The organism is Microbacterium sp. USHLN186, assembly GCF_037145155.1.
In the GTDB taxonomy this organism is placed as follows: Bacteria; Actinomycetota; Actinomycetes; order Actinomycetales; family Microbacteriaceae; genus Microbacterium.
In genome coordinates this window covers 411,866-427,217 of the sequence record NZ_JBBCYA010000001.1, presented here as the reverse complement: position 1 = coordinate 427,217, position 15,352 = coordinate 411,866, and the positions used below count along the sequence as shown (strand labels likewise).

Sequence of the window (15,352 nt, the reverse complement as noted above, 5' to 3'; positions counted from 1 at the left end):
GTGAGGATGCCACGGCGTGGGCCGCGCACCAGAATGGAAGCATGACGCTCGCCGACCTCACCGCCACGCACCCGTACGACGCCATCACCGAGGCCGAGCTGCGCCGCGCGGGCAGCGTGAAGTGGACGCGGTTCCCCGACTCGATCGGCTCGTTCATCGCTGAGATGGACTTCGGGGTCGCGCCGGCGATCACCGATGCCGTCACCGAGGCGCTGCACGCGGGTTTCACGGGCTACCTGCCCCTGCCCACCGCCCAGGCGCTGCAGCGCGCTGTGGCGCAGTGGTACGAGCACCGCTACGGCTGGGCGGTGGCAGAGAGTGACGTTCGCCTCGTCGCGGATGTCATCGCCGCCTACGAGTTCGCGATCACGACCTACACCGCTCCCGATGCCGCGGTGATCGTGCCGACTCCGGCGTACATGCCCTTCCTCGATGTGCCGGTGCGGCACGGTCGTCGTGTGATCGAGGTGCCCAGTCGCGAGGTCGGCGGTCGCTGGACGATGGATCTGGCGGCGGTGACCGCGGCCTTCGCCGACGGCGGCGATCTGCTGGTGCTGTGCAACCCGCACAATCCCCTGGGCACGGTGGCCACGCGCGAGGAGCTGCTCGCGATCGCCCGGACCGTATCGGATGCCGGTGGGCGCGTGTTCTCCGACGAGATCCATGCCCCGCTGGTTTACGCGCCGGCCCAGCACATCCCCTATGCGTCGATCTCCGCAGAGGCGGCAGCGCACACCCTGACGGGCACGTCCGCCTCGAAGGCGTGGAACCTCGCCGGATTCAAGTGCGCGCAGCTGATCCTCTCCAACGACGAGACCCGCGACGCATGGGACGCCGACGGTGGGTGGGCCGGGCACGGCACCGCGACCATCGGCGTGATCGCGCAGCTGGCGGCGTACACGGGCGGCGCCGACTGGCTCGCAGGGGTTACCGACTATCTCGACGGCAACAGGCGGCTGCTGGCAGACCTCGTCGCCGAGCACCTTCCCGGGGTGCGGGTGACCGTGCCGGAGGGCACCTACATCGCGCTGCTGGACTTCCGTGGCACCGACCTGTTCGCGCGTGCCGGGGTGGAGATCGATCTGGGCGCGTGGTTCCGCGAGCACGCCGGGGTGGCGATGACCGACGGTGCGCAGTGCGGACGAGCGGCGATCGGATGCACGCGCTTCGTGTTCGCGACGCCGCGTCCGCTGATCCGCGAGGCCATCGCACGGATCGCCGCGGCGCTCGGTGACGCCGTCTGATCGGGCGAACGCGGGATCAGGACGCGCGATCAGGACGCGGCGAGGGTGCGCCCGGCCTCATCCACGGCACCCGTGAGCTTGTCGAGGAAGGTCAGGATGGTCGAGTGCTCCTCGTCGCTCAGCTCTGCGGCGATCTGACGGGTCGCCTCCTGGATGGCGACGACGGGAGCGCCGACTGTCTCCTCGGCGCGCGGTGTGGCGGTGATGAGGAGACTGCGACGGTCGGAGGGGTGACGCACCCGCTCGATTGCGCCGGCTCGTTCCAGACGGTCCAGGAGGGCCGTCATCGACGCGGAGGTGACGCCGAGGTGCCGGGAGAGCGCAGTGGGAGTGACGGCGGCGTTCTTCTTCTGGGCCGAGAGGAGGAACTGGATGATCCGCATCTCGTTGTCGGTCATCGAAGAAGCGGCGCGAGCGCGAGCGTTCATCGCACTGTCGGCTTCGCGGTACGCACGAAGTGCTTCCAGCACCTGTGCCGCGGGGTCGTGTTTCTGAGACATGCGTCCTCCTCCCGCATCAGCATAACCGATATCAAGTGTGTCAGGTATGTAGTTTGACAAACTACTTTGCCTGTGAGTAAGTTTTCTCACACCTCAACTTTTGAGGATCCCCGCACGACCTGAGGAGTGAACATGGGCACGCTGCACTACGGAGCCACCGGCGATCCGATCGAGATGCCGGACCGGATCCTCGCTCACTTGAAGGTTCTGATCTCCACCAAGCTCAGAAGGTCCGAGAGCTTCTCGCTCTCCTGGGACCACATCGTCGACGGTGCCGTCGAGCGCTCCAGCATCTGGCTGCACTGCTCCATCCCGCTGCAGTTCCAGATGGATGCCGAAGCCGCGTCGAAGCTCGACCGCGCGTACCTGCAGGAGCTCGCCGATGCTGCGAACACCAGCAACGGAGTGATCATCGATCTCTGCGACCAGGTCGCAGAGCGCGACATCGCCGACCTCGACGTCCGCACCCCCACCCTGGTGCGTGCCGCATGACCATCGCCGCAGAGCGCTTCGCCGGAGTACGGTTCGAGCGACCCCCGAGAGCCACGGCCGTCCGTGCCAGCAGGACGCAGGCGCCGACTCGCCCCGCCCCCTCCTCATCGCGGGCGGTGACCTGGAGCACCGTCGACAAGGGCTTCCACGTCGCCTCCCGCGCCGGAGAGTTCGTGGGCTCGATCGACTCGACAGCCGACGGACACTTCATCGCCTTCGACGCGACCAGCGCGCCGATCGGGCGCTATGCCAGCTTCGTCGAGGCGCGCTCGGCCGTGACCGGCTGGGTCCCCGAGGGCTCCCGCGAGCGCGAGCGTCGGGTCGCCCGCGCCTTCATGCCGGTGGCGACCTCGGCCGGAATCGTGGCGGGCGCGACGGCGGCCATCGGCGCGCTGCTCACCGCGATCCCGGCCTGACCCGCCGGCGCTCGCTCCGAGGAGCGGAGCCCGAGGGCTCAGTGGGCCTGGACCAGCAGAGCGTCGGTCTTCTCCTGCAGATACGACCGAAGCTCGGCGACAGCGCACATGTCCTCAGCCAGCAGCCGCAGTCCTGCGTCGTCGAGGTCGACCGGCTCGTTGCGCTCTTCGAAGGTGACCATCCACACCGGTGCGCCCTTGCGGATCGCCGGGTGCAGGAACGTGATGGTGCTGGCGGAGCGCAGCGTGACGATGACGATCGCGGAGTTCGGCCCTGACTCGAAGTTCTTGTCGAGGACGCCGACCCGCAACGCCTCGACATCGTGAGTCGCGTTGTACTCGTTCACCCAGCCTTCGACTCTGGCCCGGTCGCGATACGGCATGCAGCACCCTGTTCTTTCATGGAGCGCACGCGCGCCCTCATAGAACGCTAACGCACGGTGGAGGCACCGGCTCGCATGCGCAGCGGCCCGTACGGAATGCGAAGTGCGCTGTCGCGCCGGGAAGCCGCAGTGATCCGGTGGTGGCAATTCCGGGACATCGCCCCGGGTAGGTGCTTGTCGTCGGCGAAAGTATGGCGGGGATGGGTCGGGACGAACCGCTTCACGCTCAGCAGGTCTGTGATGCGTGAGTCATCCTGGATGACCGCGTTCTGGATGAGCGGGTCCAGGGCTTCGCGGCCCAGCTTGTCGAGGTCGGGTGGGCCGAGGCAAGGTCATTTTCGTCTTGGGGTGTCCTTTCAGGCGGGGGGGCCAGAACTCCACCGCAAAGGACAGAGCACCATCCATTGGGAGCATTCCCGCAGGCTTTTGCGTCTTGAGAGCCTTCTCGATGGCGGTACGCCACGGCTTGATACTCTGCGACGCCTCCACCAGCCGGCCGCCGCCGACATGCTTCTTCGAGCCCGGCGGGCAGGCAACCCGGGGGCGAAAAACAGGAAGTCAGCAGGGGTCGCCAGTACATGTACGAGGCGGTAGATGGTCATGGGCGCTCTATGCGTGCGTTCGCGCCTCGCTATCGTTCAGATATCGAAAGGGGACCGATGCCTAAGCCCGAGTACTACATCCCAACCGACGAGGACATGGACATGGTCGGGGATATCTCCTATGAGCTCGAACAGATGCGGCTCGCTCAGACGGCCGGCGCTGAACTTGGCTGGGACGATCCGCGGTCCTGGCTTCTCGCGGAGGCCGGCCTCATCCACGCTCGTGCACTCATGGAGTTCCTCTTCTACCCGTCGCTTCAACCGCGTGAGAGGCAGACGGCACTATCGCGAGCGACGTGGTACACCACCCGCGCATGGCGCCCGAGTGAGCGAAGACTTGAATTCGAGAGCCGCATCGGCATGTCTGTCACCGATGTGAAGGCATCCATCGACCTTCGAATCTGTCACCTCTCCGTGAACAGGCATGATGTTGCCACCCCGAATCTGGGCCGCGTTCTGGAGGCCCTGGAATACATGTGGGAGCTGATGCGCGCTCATCTACGGCCGGAGTGGAAGGAACGCTTCCCCGCCTGAACTCAGCGGACCTCACTGCTGTGCCGGAAGCGGTCGATCTGGGCGGCGGCACGGACTCTGCCAGAATCGGTCGGCTCGATGCGACAGTGAACGGCGAGAGCGCGATGCCTGAGATCGAGGGATGGGCGCGATTTCAGGAGGCGGCGGAGGCTCTCGCGGACGCTCGACGGGCCTGGATGCGATACGCCCACTTGATCGAGATCGCCCGCCGTCGCGTCGTGGACGTCCCCGGACTCCGGGATCGTGTCGCTACCTATCAGGACAAAGCGTTCGCGGAGGCTCGCGCCCAGAGCGAGTCGATCGACGCCGACGACCGGGAGCACGCCGCAATCCTCGGGCTCGACCCCGAAACGATCCGCACCAGGCCGCGTCCGACGCCCGCGATGCTCGCCGCGTGCGACGCGCTCAACACTTACGAGATCCCCGAGGCTCACTGGTCCAGGCGACCAGAGGCCCGCAACGTGAAAGGCAAGCGATGACCAGTCGGAAGACGAGTCGGGCCTCCTTCGGGAGCGTCCGCAAACTGCCCTCGGGCCGCTACCAGGCCCGATACCCTGACCCCGCGGGCCGTCCCATGACCGCGCCGACCACGTTCGGCACGAAGCGTGAGGCTCTTGACCACATCGCCGGAGTTCGCGCGGACCGCATGCGCAGCACCTACCGGGACCACCGCGCCGGGCTCCAGCCGTTCGGCCCCTACGCCACAGCACCTGGCCGCCATCGTGGCGGCCATGCCGGAGAAGTAGCACCTGCCCATCCGCGTGGCCTACGGCGCGCATCTCCGCGTGGGGGAGTTGGAAGCGCTCCAGCGGGTGACTACGCGAACGGAGCCCTATGGGTGGAGCGCCAGCGCATCTACGTGCGCGGGAGTCAACGACCACGCCGACGAAGACGGGGGAGGCGCGCACCGTGATGCTCCCGCCCAGCATCGCCGCGGAGGTCGAGGCCTACCTGGCCGCGACGAAGGGACTCGCCAAGTCGCCGCTGTTCCCCCGCCGGGACGGCAAGGCCATCACCGGCAACGCCCTCGGGCACGCCTGGCGCAAGGCGGCCCGCGGCGTCGACCTGGGGCAGTTCCACGTGCACGACCTCCGGCACGCTGGGCTAACCGCGGCCGCCCAGGTCGGTGGCACCACCCGGGAACTCATGGCCCGCGCCGGGCACCGCACAGCGCGCGCCGCGCTTATCTACCAGCACGCCGCGGAGGAGCGGAATGCGGTGCTCGCGGTGGCAATGGATGCGCTCAGCGCCGTCGCCTTGCCGGTAGGCGGTGGCTATGCCAGTTCCGACGGAGCGGGCGTCGCCACGGGCTGAACGCCAGCACTTTGGAACAGTGCGTCTACGCACTGCTGAATCGCGCTCGCCTTGAACACGATGCCGAGGTCGATCATGTCGTCGAACGAGGCTATGCCTGCGGCGGTGAGGATGATTTCGCCGTGTACCTGTCGAGTGTGCACAGACGCAACGACGCCCGCCACATGAAGCCGGGAACCGATCACTGTCGCACCCTCTCGGGTTGTGTAACTCCCCCGATTGAGAATCAGGACCGGACTTCCGCTGGAACCTGGAAAGACCGAGGCGTCGATTAGGAACGCGGGCTTGCCCTGGTAGTTGTTGAACACGGGTGTCGCCGTCTGACCTCGGCGCGCGATCGGAAGCATCGAGTCGGTGTCGTAGAGGCCACTTGGGTATCCGACGAACGTGACATCCTCGATCGAGTCAAGCGCCTCTGACTGCACCTCGGTGAGAAGGAGGTCTGCACCGAAGCCTCGGTAGAACGCGGGCGCGCCTCGCTCGGTCATGTTGTGGAGGATGGGGCCGAACATCATGGCGGCCACGTCTACGTCAGCGCGCGGATGGCCAACCCAACTGTTCGTCCCGAAGCCCCGAACAATTGTTTGCGTCCCCGCGTTCATTGGCACCCCGTCCGCGAGCGTGGTCCCGTCCGCGAGTCGAGGAAGGGTAAATCGTGCCTCGGTTGCCCCCGCGAGCACGTGTTTATTGGTCACGAGTACCGGGTATGACGAACCGTCTCCATAGTCGTAGAGAACGAGGAAGCCGGTCCCAGTGGAAGTGCCTCCCGGAACCTCCGTCTCGATGCGGACGGTGGAGTAGAAAACCTGATCGGCAACGGTCGAGACGGGGGGTCGGGGCATGAAGCGACCATAGCGTCACGCGCCTGCATTTACGCCGATGTGGCACGTCTATGGCACGGCCGGGACTAGAGGCGGTCCTCCGGCTGGAACCAACGGCCGATGGAAAGCCGCTGTGACCTGGGGATAATCCGGTGGTGTCACCTCCAAAGCTATTCCGGACTACTAACGTGCTCTGGCCCGTGTTCCCGGACCGACGTTTCCCGAGGTGTTCCGAAAGCCCGCCAATGCGTCTTCCACAGCAAGTCCGGACAAACCGCACCGATGAAGGCCTGTTCAGCGGGCGCTTCTGGTCAGTGGTTGGGGTTGAGGGATGGCGCTGATGAGGGCGAGGCACTCATGGGCCATCTTTGTTGACTTCGTCCGCGGCACAAGACGTGGTTGGGTGAACGTATGAGCCGAAGGCGGGTGCGTCCTAAGTCTGGATCGGGTGCTCCGCTTCCGTCCTCGTTCACCAACGAGCGAAGTGCAGTGGAGGGGCAGTATGAACGCTTGATCCGCGAGGCGACTGAAACTGACAATCCAGTCGGCGCGCTCAATGCGCGGATCGAAAGTGGACTCGCGGCTCTCATCGCGCAACTCAGCAGACACCGTCCTGAGCGCGTTGTGGAGCTCGCTCGCATCGCTTGTCTGCCATGGCAAGTTGGTGGACTGGTCAAACCGAACACCGACGGAGGTCCAACCAAGGCTGAGCTCCTTGCACTGTTGGCGCTCGCAGTCTCGCGCGGCACCGATAATGGGTCAGCCGGTTCTGAACCAACAAACGGCCTCTACGTGGAGGCGCATGATTGGGTCTCCACTGTGGGCGATCTCATTAACCGGTCGTTGGCGCTCTTCGCCCTGCAGACTCCGGACGATCCGCTGGCGCGCATCGCGACTTCTGTGCGCGGCCGGGAGGTATGGGTGCGGAACAGCTCCTACCCCGACATGGTCGCCCGAACCCACGGTTTGCTCTTCGACTCACCCCAGGTCGCTGGCTTCTTGAAGCGCACCCTCGGGTTCGATGCCCGGGAAGCGACCCGTGTGCTCACCGCACTCAACGAGCTCCAGATGAGCTCGACCAACAAGCGCTCGAAGAAGTACGTCGCTACCGTCCATGCGCGGCCCGGATTTCTTGCCGGCGTGAACGAGCTGGTGCTGACGTCAGAGGAGAAGGTGGCGTTTAACGAATTCTGGCAGCCGACTGCGGATCTCGTCGTCTTCTCGGTCTCCGAAGTCGGCGCCGTCGCTCAATGTGGTGATGAGACAACGCGAGCTGTCCTTGATCACTTCAGCGTCTCGTCCGAGACGTGCTCGGCCAGGAAGATCCTGGACGCATTCGCTGCCGGGAGTAACCCCCTCCGTACACGACCAGTGATACGGACCGCGGAGGGGCGATACATTCTCGTCCACGAGGCACTCGTTCTGCCAGCACTGCGAGAGAACCTTGAGCTGATCATACGAAAGGGTTCCGAATGGGAGGCGTATCAGAAGCGCCGGGGTGATGTCCTGGAGGACATCGGGAAGACCGCCTTTGAACTGATGCTGCCCGGAGCGACTACCCACTTCGCATTCGACTACTTCATCCCGGCGACCGAGGCCGAACAGTTGCTTCCGCCGGACAACTACACAAAGCGCGTCGAAGGTGACATGTTGTTCGTCGTAGACGACGTGGCCGTGATCGTCGAAGCCAAGGCTGTATCGATAGCGCCGGACGCGCGCGTGGGTGTAATTGGAAAGTTGCGCCGCAACCTGACGGACATGATCTCGCGGGCGGCTGCGCAGGCTAGTCGACTCCAGAACCGCATCGAGTCAGACGGAGGCATCCGTCTGAAATCCGGCAAATGGCTGGATCTATCTCGCGTAAGCGAAGTGCACACGGTCGCGTTGACTTTGGAGGATCTCACGCATGTAGCCACTGCTACCACTGCGCTGGTCGACGCTGGGCTGCTGAACGCCGGGGAAGTGCCATGGTTGATCTCGATCCACGATCTTCAGATCATCGCGCAGCTAGTCGAGCGCCCCGCTGACTTTCTCCTATACCTCCGGCGTCGGCGTGACCCTGCAATGCCGCACTCTTACTTTGCCGTGGATGAACTAGACCTGTTCATGTACTACTTCGATGCCGGTCTGTATGTTGCGCCGGACTCGAAGGTGATGCGCGCTGAGCTTTCCCACGCCTCCGGGGTGAACGAGCGCGATCTCGGTCGTTGGGAAGACCAGCAACAGGTTTACATTCACCCGCGGACTGGACCGCTCGATGCATGGCACCAGTCTCAGATTGATCCAGATGTGCTTTCGGCGCCAAAACCGCACCGAACTGCCCGACCGATGGATCGGCTTGTCGATGAACTGGCGTCTCGCAAGGACTTTGGTTGGTTGAGTATCGGTGCCACGCTCCTATCGGGTGACGGGCAGACTCAACGAAAATGGGCGCGGATCCCTCGGAAGCTTCTTGCGCGGCCGCGGAAGGACGGACAGGGCCGCAGCTACTTCGAAGGCGTCGGCAGCGCACAGACAGATGCATGGGCGTTGGTCTGGGTGACGCAACCTCGCGGCCAGACGCGAGAGAGCATCGCCGCCAATGCCGCCACGTATCTGAGGGACAAGAAGTATCAGACGAGAGTTGCGCGTGGCGCGGCTTTCATCTTTGACGAGGGGACCAAGCGCCTGATTGATGTCATTTACGACGGGGAAGTTATCCCGAGGAGTGAAGAGATGGATGCGCGAACCCGTTATCTGCAATCGCTTCCATCACCTTGACTCCCGCCCAGGCAACGAAGCGCATAACCTTCGGGCGCGCGGCGGTCCGCGTTCTTTACGCGGTTTCGCGATTAGTGCGGCCGCTGAGTCGCTGAGTGGTTCGAGCCAGCGTTGGTCACGATGAGCTTGTCCGCGTAATAGTCGCGGATGATGTTCTTCGGGATGGTCGAGTTGGACGACTGCCCCTCGCGCACCCCGCATGCGATCCGAGTGCGGGCCCACGGAGAACCGGCTTCGTGGGTGATCTCACTCAGCTGCAGGCCTGTAAGAGCTCCATAGTTCCGCAGCACAGCGTCAACGACGATTCGTTCTTGGTGGTCGAGCGTGGCAGGGTTTCCGCTCCACGAGCTGACCGTGTACTTGCCTCGGTGACGGTCGAACAGCGCATAGGCTACCGGACCGTTGGCCCACGCCTCGAAGTCCTCGCTGAAGAGTTGTCGGTTGAGCAACCCCAAGTTCCAGCCCTGCGCGAGAAAGCAGAGCTTCTGTAGCTTCAAGACACCTGATTCACGGTCGTCAGCGCGATTCCTCCCAGGATCAGGAAGACTCCACCACACCACCAGAATCCGACGGACGTATCGGGGGTTGGCGACGCGGCGGCGTTCTGCCCAGCCGAAATCAGGAAGGGCCCAAGGATGAGCAAGAGGCCCCCGAATGCGGCTGCCCCCCAGAGTTGCCACCAACCTTGGCCGGCGGCAGACCTCACTCAGTTGACTTTCTACCCATGGCACCCCCGCCTGGAAGGCTACCGACCATGGAATGAAGCGTGCGGCGTGACACACCCGGCGATGCGCACGTCATTTGCACTTCCCAGCGAAGACCAAGTGCCGTTGGCTTTAGGCCACCTGCATGTCCGTGGCTTAGGCATCCTGGTATGACACCCGAGAATCGCTCCAGCGGCGATTCGCCCTGTTGCAACGAGAGTGGCGCGACATACACGTGGGTTTATGTCGAAGGCTCGGCCCACGTTCAGATGGTCGATTTCAAGGAGTGGCTGGCAGGCGCGGGCGAGGCTAGGTCTTCATCTCCGACCGCTCATGCCACGGGCACACCACGCATCCGCCGGACAGGGGTGTCGTCAAGGGGCCAGCCCCTCGATTGCCGCACGAGCGTGCCTCGAACGGCCCCGACTCGGCCCGTCGTGGCAGCAAGCCCGTTACCAAGCGCCCGAAGATGGCGTGGCGCGACCTTCCCCGGCCGATGGCTGAGCGTCGAAAATGAACGGAAAATGTACGTTTCGCGTTCGCCAATAAAGTGCTACTGTCGAACGAAAGCAGATCGCGAGGGGAAAGCATGGGCGCAATGCATGGACTCGGCGGAAGCGAGTGGTTCCGGGCTCGGTTCGGTGACGCCGCGCCCACCGTGGCCGAAGCGCTCATCCGGGCGGGCCGCTCCGCACACGACACGTCCGCCGACACCAAGGCGGCGAGCGGGCTGCGGACGGATGAACCGTACGGCGCGACGTTCTGGCAGGTGCTCGCTCTCGGCGTCGTGGAAGAGCTGGCTGAGGTCCAGAACGTGCGTAAGATTCGCCCGAAGGGCAGCCGCTTCTACCTGCCGGTCGTCGGAGGGACCACCATTTACGCGGCGAAGTGTGCCTCCCAGTCCGGTCCCGAAGCTGATCGCCTGGTCATCCGCTGGTCGCAGTTCCGGGACGAACTGCTGTCCGATGTCGAACGGCGGCCCGAAGAATACCTCCCCCTCCCGGAGTGGCAGGATGATGAGGACGCTGAAGAGCTTGCCTCCCCGACGTCAGAGGCCGAGGCTGTCGTGCTTGTCGCTTTCGTCGCGAGTGATCGTGCTGGCCTCGAGCGCATCCACATCGGCGACGGCTACCTCGATGCTCACGGTGGTGTGATCTGGATCCACCACGAAGAATTGCCTGTTGAGGTTGAGGTCAATCTCGGCGCCGCCAACGCGACTAGCCAGCCGCGTCGCTTCGACGAAGCGCCCATGAAGGACCTTGATATGGGTGTTCGTGGCGACGACGATGACCTCGTTGCAGGTGGCCAGTGAAACCGATCTCGGGAGGCGCGCCGACCGCGGACCCAGCTACCGTCGCGCGCACGTTCGACCCAGAGCGGCTGCAACAGGCCAGGCAGCTTGCGCTTCGGACGAAGCAGGACTTGGCGAAAGCCGTCGGCGTGTCCGCAGCAGCCATCGGTCAGTTCGAGTCAGGCGTTACTTCGCCGCGAGCAGACACGCTCGAGAAGCTTGCGGGCTACTTGAAGGTGCCGGTGGGATTCTTCGCTGCGGGGCGACCCCGGGTCCGACTCGAGTCCGACAACGTCTACTTCCGGAGCCTGAGAGCCACGACTTCTCGACAGCGGAAGAAGGCGATCTCATACACGGAACAGGTGTGGGAGCTCGCGAACGCTCTCGAGCGGCACGTGCGTTTCCCAACTGTCGACATTCCTGGGTTTGCCGGGGGGGAGATCGCGCCAGGCACCTTCCCTACGGACCCCGCAGCTGCTGCTAGGCATCTACGAGAGGCCTGGGATATGGGCGACGGGCCGGTGCCCCAGGTCGTCAGGCTGGCGGAATCGAAGGGGATCATTGCCGTCCTCGTCCCAATGGCCGAGGACGAGGTTGCCCGTATCGACGCCTTCTCCACCTCAGCCTTCAACCGACCCGTCATGGTGCTCTCGCCCGACCGCGCCGACGATGTCTACCGCCATCGGTTCAGCGCTGCACACGAACTCGGCCACCTGGTGCTTCACGGCGGACGAGTTGCTGGCACCACTGACGTCGAGCGGGAGGCCGACAAGTTCGCGGCCGAGTTCCTCACCCCGCGCGCCGCGATGGAGGCTCGGCTGAAGAGCCGGTTGGACATGGCCGATGTGCTGAAAGTGAGCCTGGAGTGGGGTGTTGAGCCGAAATCGGTGATCTACCGAAGTCGTGAACTTGGGAAGATCTCCGACGCCACCGCGCGCCGAGGCTACATTCGCATCAACCAGGTCGGCGTCGTTCACGAGCCGGTCGCACAGTTCCCGGGCGAGCTTCCCGCGTTGCTCTCGAGGGCCGTCGAACTCGCGGAACAGCGCGGCGTGACGATCCCGGAGCTTGCCGCCGAACTCGCGTGGACGCCCGCGCACGTCCGCCGCATGCTCGGGGCACAAGACGAACGCCCTCGGCTGACACTGGTCGATTAGGCACTCAAGAAGGAGAAAGAAGTGGCCATTCCCGTCGTACTTCCCTCGTTTCAGTGGCGCAGCAAGAAGGACGCCCTCGCGGCATTCCGACTCCTCCACACGGGCGGACCCTACGCACCGTATGGCCAGATCACAGACCCGGCGCACGATCTGATGCTGAGGGAGCTCCTGGATCTGCACCCCGACGCTGAGGAAAAGATTGGTGGTGGCGTCGAGTACTTCTTTGTCGGCCTCACCAGTGATGGCGACAAGTTCAACGTTCGACCCGACGCGACCGGAATCTGGATTAAGCGAACAAACGGCGACAAAGTCGACTTCAGCTACACCACCTGCATCAACCAGCACACGCCCGAATCCGACGCGAAGGAAGGCCTGCGCCTCGCAGTGGAGGACCGCCGACTGGACTACCGGGAGGCTCGAATCAAAGACGGAACGTTCGCCAGCGATATCTCTGGCGCGATGTTCGCCGAGCGTCAGGACGGGTACGTCATCTACGACGAGCCCACGTGGGGTCAACTCACGTTCCGATTCGCTGAGAGCGAGGGAGGCTGGGACCAGATCCTCGTCGATTCTGGCGACGGCGGCGTACAGATCGGCAGCCATCTTATGGACGACGGGGTCCACACGAGGTGGCTAGCCTTCTATGACGCTCATGCCAACATGCAACTCGCGACCTCGAGCGAGGCTAGCGCGCGTCCGCGTCCCCCGAAGGACGCCTGGACACCCTAAAACTAGTGTGGTCCCGCTCGGACTCTCCAAGCGGAGATCGATGGGACTGCTGCACGGATAGGTGACAGGTTGTAGTCACGCCGCCAGTGCGACGGTCGTGTTCATGATGGTCTCGAACTCGATGGGCGTCAAACGCCCCAGGCGGACCTGGCGTCGACGGCGGTGATAGGTCCTTTCGATCCAGGTCACCATCGCGATGCGCAACTGGTCGCGGGTGCTCCAGGAGCGCCGGTCGAGGACGTTCTTCTGCAGCAGCGCGAAGAACGATTCCATGGCCGCGTTGTCTCCGCTGGAGCCCACTCTTCCCATGCTCCCGACCATCCGATGGCGTGTCAGTGCGCGCCGGAATTTGCGGCTTCGGAATTGAGATCCCCTGTCCGAATGCACCACGCATCCGGCGACGTCGCCGCGCACCTGGACCGCGTTCTCCAGCGCCTGGACGGCTAGCCGGGACTTCATTCGTGAGTCGATCGAATACCCCACGATCCGGCCGGAGTACACGTCCTTGATCGCGCAGAGGTAGAGCTTGCCCTCAGCGGTCTTGTGCTCCGTGATGTCCGTCAGCCAGAGTTCGTTCGGCGCGTCGGCGTCGAACACGTGTCGGGTCCTGCCGTTCTCGTCGACGACGGCGCAGAGGTCGTCGTGAACGGGCGGGCCGGGCCGGCGGGCCTTGCCGCGCTTGGGTTTGCCGAACGCGCTGAACCAGCCGTTCTGCGAGGCGATCCGCCACGCGGTCCGATCGGACATGCCCTCACCTGCGTCGCGGGCCTCGTCCGCGAGCAGTCGGTGCCCGAACTCGGGGTCGTCCTGGTGGGCGTCGAACAACGCGTTCGCGCGATACGCCTCCACCACCTCGCTCGGGGTGATGGGGGCGGCCAGCCACCGGTAGTAGGGCTGGCGGGAGAGCTTGAGTACCCGGCACGTCACCGTCACAGGGATCCCTGCGGCGGCGAGCTCTGTCACGAGCGGGTACATCATTTTCCCGGCAGATGCGCCTGCGACAAGTACGCTGTCGCCCGCCGCAGCACCTCGACTTCCTGCTCCAAGAGCCGGTTGCGCTTGCGCAGCTGCCGCATCTCCTCGCTCTCCGAGCGGGTCACGCCGGGCTGTTCGCCACCCTCGATACGGGCTTCGCGAAGCCACTTGTCCAGAGTGCCGACGTGCACGCCGAAGTCTTTCGCGATCTGCGCGAGCGTGACATTCGCCTCACGCGTCTGCGCCACACGCACGACATCGTCGCGGAACTCCTTAGGAAACGGCTTGGGCATGATGACATCCTTCCAGGCCAGCCCTCTCAGCTAGCCACCTCAGATGTCACCTATCCGTGCAGCAATCCCTACCGCTGCTGGGTGTGGGGTAATGCAGTGCAACTCTGCGACGCCGACAAGCACTAGCCGAGGGTCGCAGTGCCCTCTCCGCTCCAGCCGGGCAACTCAGCCGGATCGAGCTCAGGGCGTGGGCGAAGAAGACGCACGACGTGGCGAAAGGAGTAGCCGGTCATTGCGACGTCCGCGGAGATCTCGACGACCATCGGCTCGACGAGTGTGAGAGGTACCGTGTCGCGGCGACTTCGGTTGAATCGGTCCACCGCTCCTGGCTTGACCTCGCTCGGCCAGGGATGTTCACCGAGGGGCGGTGAAAGGATCTTGCCGAGCATCCTGGAGGCTTGCGCATCCAGCGACGACGTGCGTCCGACGATCCGGAGTTCACCGTTGACCGGGAGCCCAACGACCAGCTCACTGGGTCGGGCTCGTTCGCCGATTACCGCGCCACAGATCACGTCGATGGTGTCGCGATGCTTCACCTTCATCCAGTCGCGCTGTCCGCCTACATACGGTTGCGCGACGCCCTTGACGACGAGGCCTTCGATGCCGGATGCGGTCAGTGCCTCGAACCACTGTTCGGCCACTTCAAGCTTTGTCGTGGTCGGTGAGAGGTTCATGGGCGGTGCCCATGGGACGGCGACTTCCTCTAGCAGGGTCCGTCGATCCTGGAATGGCAGAGCTCTCGCGTCCTGATGTGCGACGGCTAAGACATCGAAGGCGACGTAGGAGGCGGGCAGCTCGCGGGCCATTCGCGCCACTGCGGCGGTGCCGCTGTTCATCCTTCGCAGCAGCGCGTCAAAGTCGAGGCGGTCATCCCTCCAGATAACGGCTTCGCCATCGAGGATGATGCCGTCCGGAAGATGGTCGTCGGCTGCCGCGACGATCTCGGGGAACCGTTTCGTCAGGTCGGTGCCCTGTCGTGACCAGAGTGAAACCGCGCCGTCGACGACGATGAGCATGCGGAACCCGTCCCACTTCGGCTCATAGACGGGCCCGCCTGGAAGCGAGTTCGCGCTCGAGAGGGATGCGGGCCGAGCCAGCGCCACGGATAGTGGCGGCTGGAGCCCGGCTGGCATCGGC

At 64.5% G+C, this 15,352-nt stretch carries 16 protein-coding genes; 10 read left to right on the top strand and 6 right to left on the bottom strand.

The window, feature by feature from the left end; all coding sequences use genetic code 11:
- Nucleotides 1–41 precede the first annotated feature (41 nt).
- Nucleotides 42–1,244, top strand: coding sequence for a MalY/PatB family protein (locus WFG93_RS01935; RefSeq protein ID WP_336644630.1), 1,203 nt, complete (start codon nucleotides 42–44; stop codon nucleotides 1,242–1,244).
- Between the two features lie 29 nt (nucleotides 1,245–1,273).
- Here the strand turns inward: WFG93_RS01935 and WFG93_RS01930 are convergent, their stop codons facing one another.
- Nucleotides 1,274–1,744 (bottom strand): MarR family winged helix-turn-helix transcriptional regulator, encoded by a 471-nt coding sequence (locus tag WFG93_RS01930; protein ID WP_336644629.1) that lies wholly within the window; start codon nucleotides 1,742–1,744, stop codon nucleotides 1,274–1,276.
- 132 nt (nucleotides 1,745–1,876) lie between these two features.
- Here WFG93_RS01930 and WFG93_RS01925 point away from each other — a divergent pair, with 132 nt between their 5' ends.
- Both WFG93_RS01925 and WFG93_RS01920 read left to right on the top strand, forming a co-directional pair.
- Nucleotides 1,877–2,236 carry a DUF7882 family protein gene (locus tag WFG93_RS01925; RefSeq protein WP_336644628.1) on the top strand — a complete coding sequence of 120 codons (360 nt, stop codon included), beginning with the start codon at nucleotides 1,877–1,879 and terminating at the stop codon, nucleotides 2,234–2,236.
- 116 nt (nucleotides 2,237–2,352) lie between these two features.
- Nucleotides 2,353–2,652 (top strand): peptide ABC transporter permease, encoded by a 300-nt coding sequence (locus tag WFG93_RS01920; protein ID WP_336644627.1) that lies wholly within the window; start codon nucleotides 2,353–2,355, stop codon nucleotides 2,650–2,652.
- 38 nt (nucleotides 2,653–2,690) lie between these two features.
- Here WFG93_RS01920 and WFG93_RS01915 read toward each other — a convergent pair whose 3' ends face one another.
- Nucleotides 2,691–3,035: a protein-L-isoaspartate carboxylmethyltransferase gene (locus tag WFG93_RS01915; protein ID WP_336644626.1), complete on the bottom strand. Its 345-nt coding sequence runs from the start codon at nucleotides 3,033–3,035 to the stop codon at nucleotides 2,691–2,693.
- A gap of 659 nt (nucleotides 3,036–3,694) precedes the next feature.
- Here WFG93_RS01915 and WFG93_RS01910 point away from each other — a divergent pair.
- From WFG93_RS01910 to WFG93_RS01900, 3 genes are all read left to right on the top strand, one after another.
- Nucleotides 3,695–4,171: a hypothetical protein gene (locus WFG93_RS01910; RefSeq protein ID WP_336644625.1), complete on the top strand. Its 477-nt coding sequence runs from the start codon at nucleotides 3,695–3,697 to the stop codon at nucleotides 4,169–4,171.
- Between the two features lie 104 nt (nucleotides 4,172–4,275).
- Nucleotides 4,276–4,650 carry a hypothetical protein gene (locus WFG93_RS01905; protein ID WP_336644624.1) on the top strand — a complete coding sequence of 125 codons (375 nt, stop codon included), beginning with the start codon at nucleotides 4,276–4,278 and terminating at the stop codon, nucleotides 4,648–4,650.
- A gap of 355 nt (nucleotides 4,651–5,005) precedes the next feature.
- The gene (locus WFG93_RS01900; protein WP_336644623.1) at nucleotides 5,006–5,485 is read left to right on the top strand and encodes a tyrosine-type recombinase/integrase; all 480 of its coding nucleotides are present in this window, start codon (nucleotides 5,006–5,008) and stop codon (nucleotides 5,483–5,485) included.
- Here WFG93_RS01900 and WFG93_RS01895 read toward each other — a convergent pair.
- Nucleotides 5,446–6,327: a trypsin-like peptidase domain-containing protein gene (locus WFG93_RS01895; RefSeq protein ID WP_336644622.1), complete on the bottom strand. Its 882-nt coding sequence runs from the start codon at nucleotides 6,325–6,327 to the stop codon at nucleotides 5,446–5,448. The two genes, WFG93_RS01900 and WFG93_RS01895, sit on opposite strands and share 40 nt — an antisense overlap.
- Before the next feature lie 489 nt (nucleotides 6,328–6,816).
- On the opposite strand from WFG93_RS01895, the gene WFG93_RS01890 reads away from it, so the two are divergent.
- Nucleotides 6,817–9,066 carry a hypothetical protein gene (locus tag WFG93_RS01890; protein WP_336644621.1) on the top strand — a complete coding sequence of 750 codons (2,250 nt, stop codon included), beginning with the start codon at nucleotides 6,817–6,819 and terminating at the stop codon, nucleotides 9,064–9,066.
- Between the two features lie 71 nt (nucleotides 9,067–9,137).
- Here the strand turns inward: WFG93_RS01890 and WFG93_RS01885 are convergent, their stop codons facing one another.
- Complete coding sequence (locus WFG93_RS01885; RefSeq protein WP_336644620.1) at nucleotides 9,138–9,563, bottom strand: Panacea domain-containing protein; 426 nt, start codon at nucleotides 9,561–9,563, stop codon at nucleotides 9,138–9,140.
- Nucleotides 9,564–10,359: 796 nt separating this feature from the next.
- On the opposite strand from WFG93_RS01885, the gene WFG93_RS01880 reads away from it, so the two are divergent.
- Genes WFG93_RS01880 through WFG93_RS01870 form a run of 3 tightly spaced genes read left to right on the top strand, consistent with a single transcriptional unit; the run spans nucleotide 10,360 to nucleotide 12,947 of the window.
- Nucleotides 10,360–11,082, top strand: a complete 723-nt coding sequence (locus WFG93_RS01880; RefSeq protein WP_336644619.1) for a hypothetical protein — start codon at nucleotides 10,360–10,362, stop codon at nucleotides 11,080–11,082.
- Entirely contained in the window at nucleotides 11,079–12,218 is a 1,140-nt protein-coding gene (locus tag WFG93_RS01875) for an XRE family transcriptional regulator (protein WP_336644618.1), read from the top strand. The genes WFG93_RS01880 and WFG93_RS01875 overlap by 4 nt, the downstream gene beginning before the upstream one ends.
- A 21-nt stretch (nucleotides 12,219–12,239) precedes the next feature.
- Nucleotides 12,240–12,947, top strand: coding sequence for a DCL family protein (locus tag WFG93_RS01870; RefSeq protein WP_336644617.1), 708 nt, complete (start codon nucleotides 12,240–12,242; stop codon nucleotides 12,945–12,947).
- 75 nt (nucleotides 12,948–13,022) lie between these two features.
- Here the strand turns inward: WFG93_RS01870 and WFG93_RS01865 are convergent.
- A protein-coding gene (locus WFG93_RS01865; RefSeq protein WP_336644616.1) for an IS3 family transposase occupies nucleotides 13,023–14,215 on the bottom strand; the annotation gives its coding sequence in 2 pieces (ribosomal slippage) (nucleotides 13,023–13,928 and nucleotides 13,931–14,215; 1,191 coding nt in all).
- Between the two features lie 122 nt (nucleotides 14,216–14,337).
- Nucleotides 14,338–15,348 carry an ATP-dependent DNA ligase gene (locus WFG93_RS01860; protein ID WP_336645045.1) on the bottom strand — a complete coding sequence of 337 codons (1,011 nt, stop codon included), beginning with the start codon at nucleotides 15,346–15,348 and terminating at the stop codon, nucleotides 14,338–14,340.
- Nucleotides 15,349–15,352: the final 4 nt, after the last annotated feature.

What these genes read in the sequence shown, in the direction of transcription:
- WFG93_RS01930 (WP_336644629.1), bottom strand. Translation starts at nt 1,744, where the DNA reads ATGTCTCAGAAACACGACCCCGCGGCACAGGTGCTGGAAGCACTTCGT.
- WFG93_RS01915 (WP_336644626.1), bottom strand. Translation starts at nt 3,035, where the DNA reads ATGCCGTATCGCGACCGGGCCAGAGTCGAAGGCTGGGTGAACGAGTAC.
- WFG93_RS01900 (WP_336644623.1), top strand. Translation starts at nt 5,006, where the DNA reads ATGGGTGGAGCGCCAGCGCATCTACGTGCGCGGGAGTCAACGACCACG.
- WFG93_RS01860 (WP_336645045.1), bottom strand. Translation starts at nt 15,348, where the DNA reads ATGCCAGCCGGGCTCCAGCCGCCACTATCCGTGGCGCTGGCTCGGCCC.
- WFG93_RS01895 (WP_336644622.1), bottom strand. Translation starts at nt 6,327, where the DNA reads ATGCCCCGACCCCCCGTCTCGACCGTTGCCGATCAGGTTTTCTACTCC.
- WFG93_RS01880 (WP_336644619.1), top strand. Translation starts at nt 10,360, where the DNA reads ATGGGCGCAATGCATGGACTCGGCGGAAGCGAGTGGTTCCGGGCTCGG.
- WFG93_RS01905 (WP_336644624.1), top strand. Translation starts at nt 4,276, where the DNA reads ATGCCTGAGATCGAGGGATGGGCGCGATTTCAGGAGGCGGCGGAGGCT.
- WFG93_RS01925 (WP_336644628.1), top strand. Translation starts at nt 1,877, where the DNA reads ATGGGCACGCTGCACTACGGAGCCACCGGCGATCCGATCGAGATGCCG.
- WFG93_RS01935 (WP_336644630.1), top strand. Translation starts at nt 42, where the DNA reads ATGACGCTCGCCGACCTCACCGCCACGCACCCGTACGACGCCATCACC.
- WFG93_RS01910 (WP_336644625.1), top strand. Translation starts at nt 3,695, where the DNA reads ATGCCTAAGCCCGAGTACTACATCCCAACCGACGAGGACATGGACATG.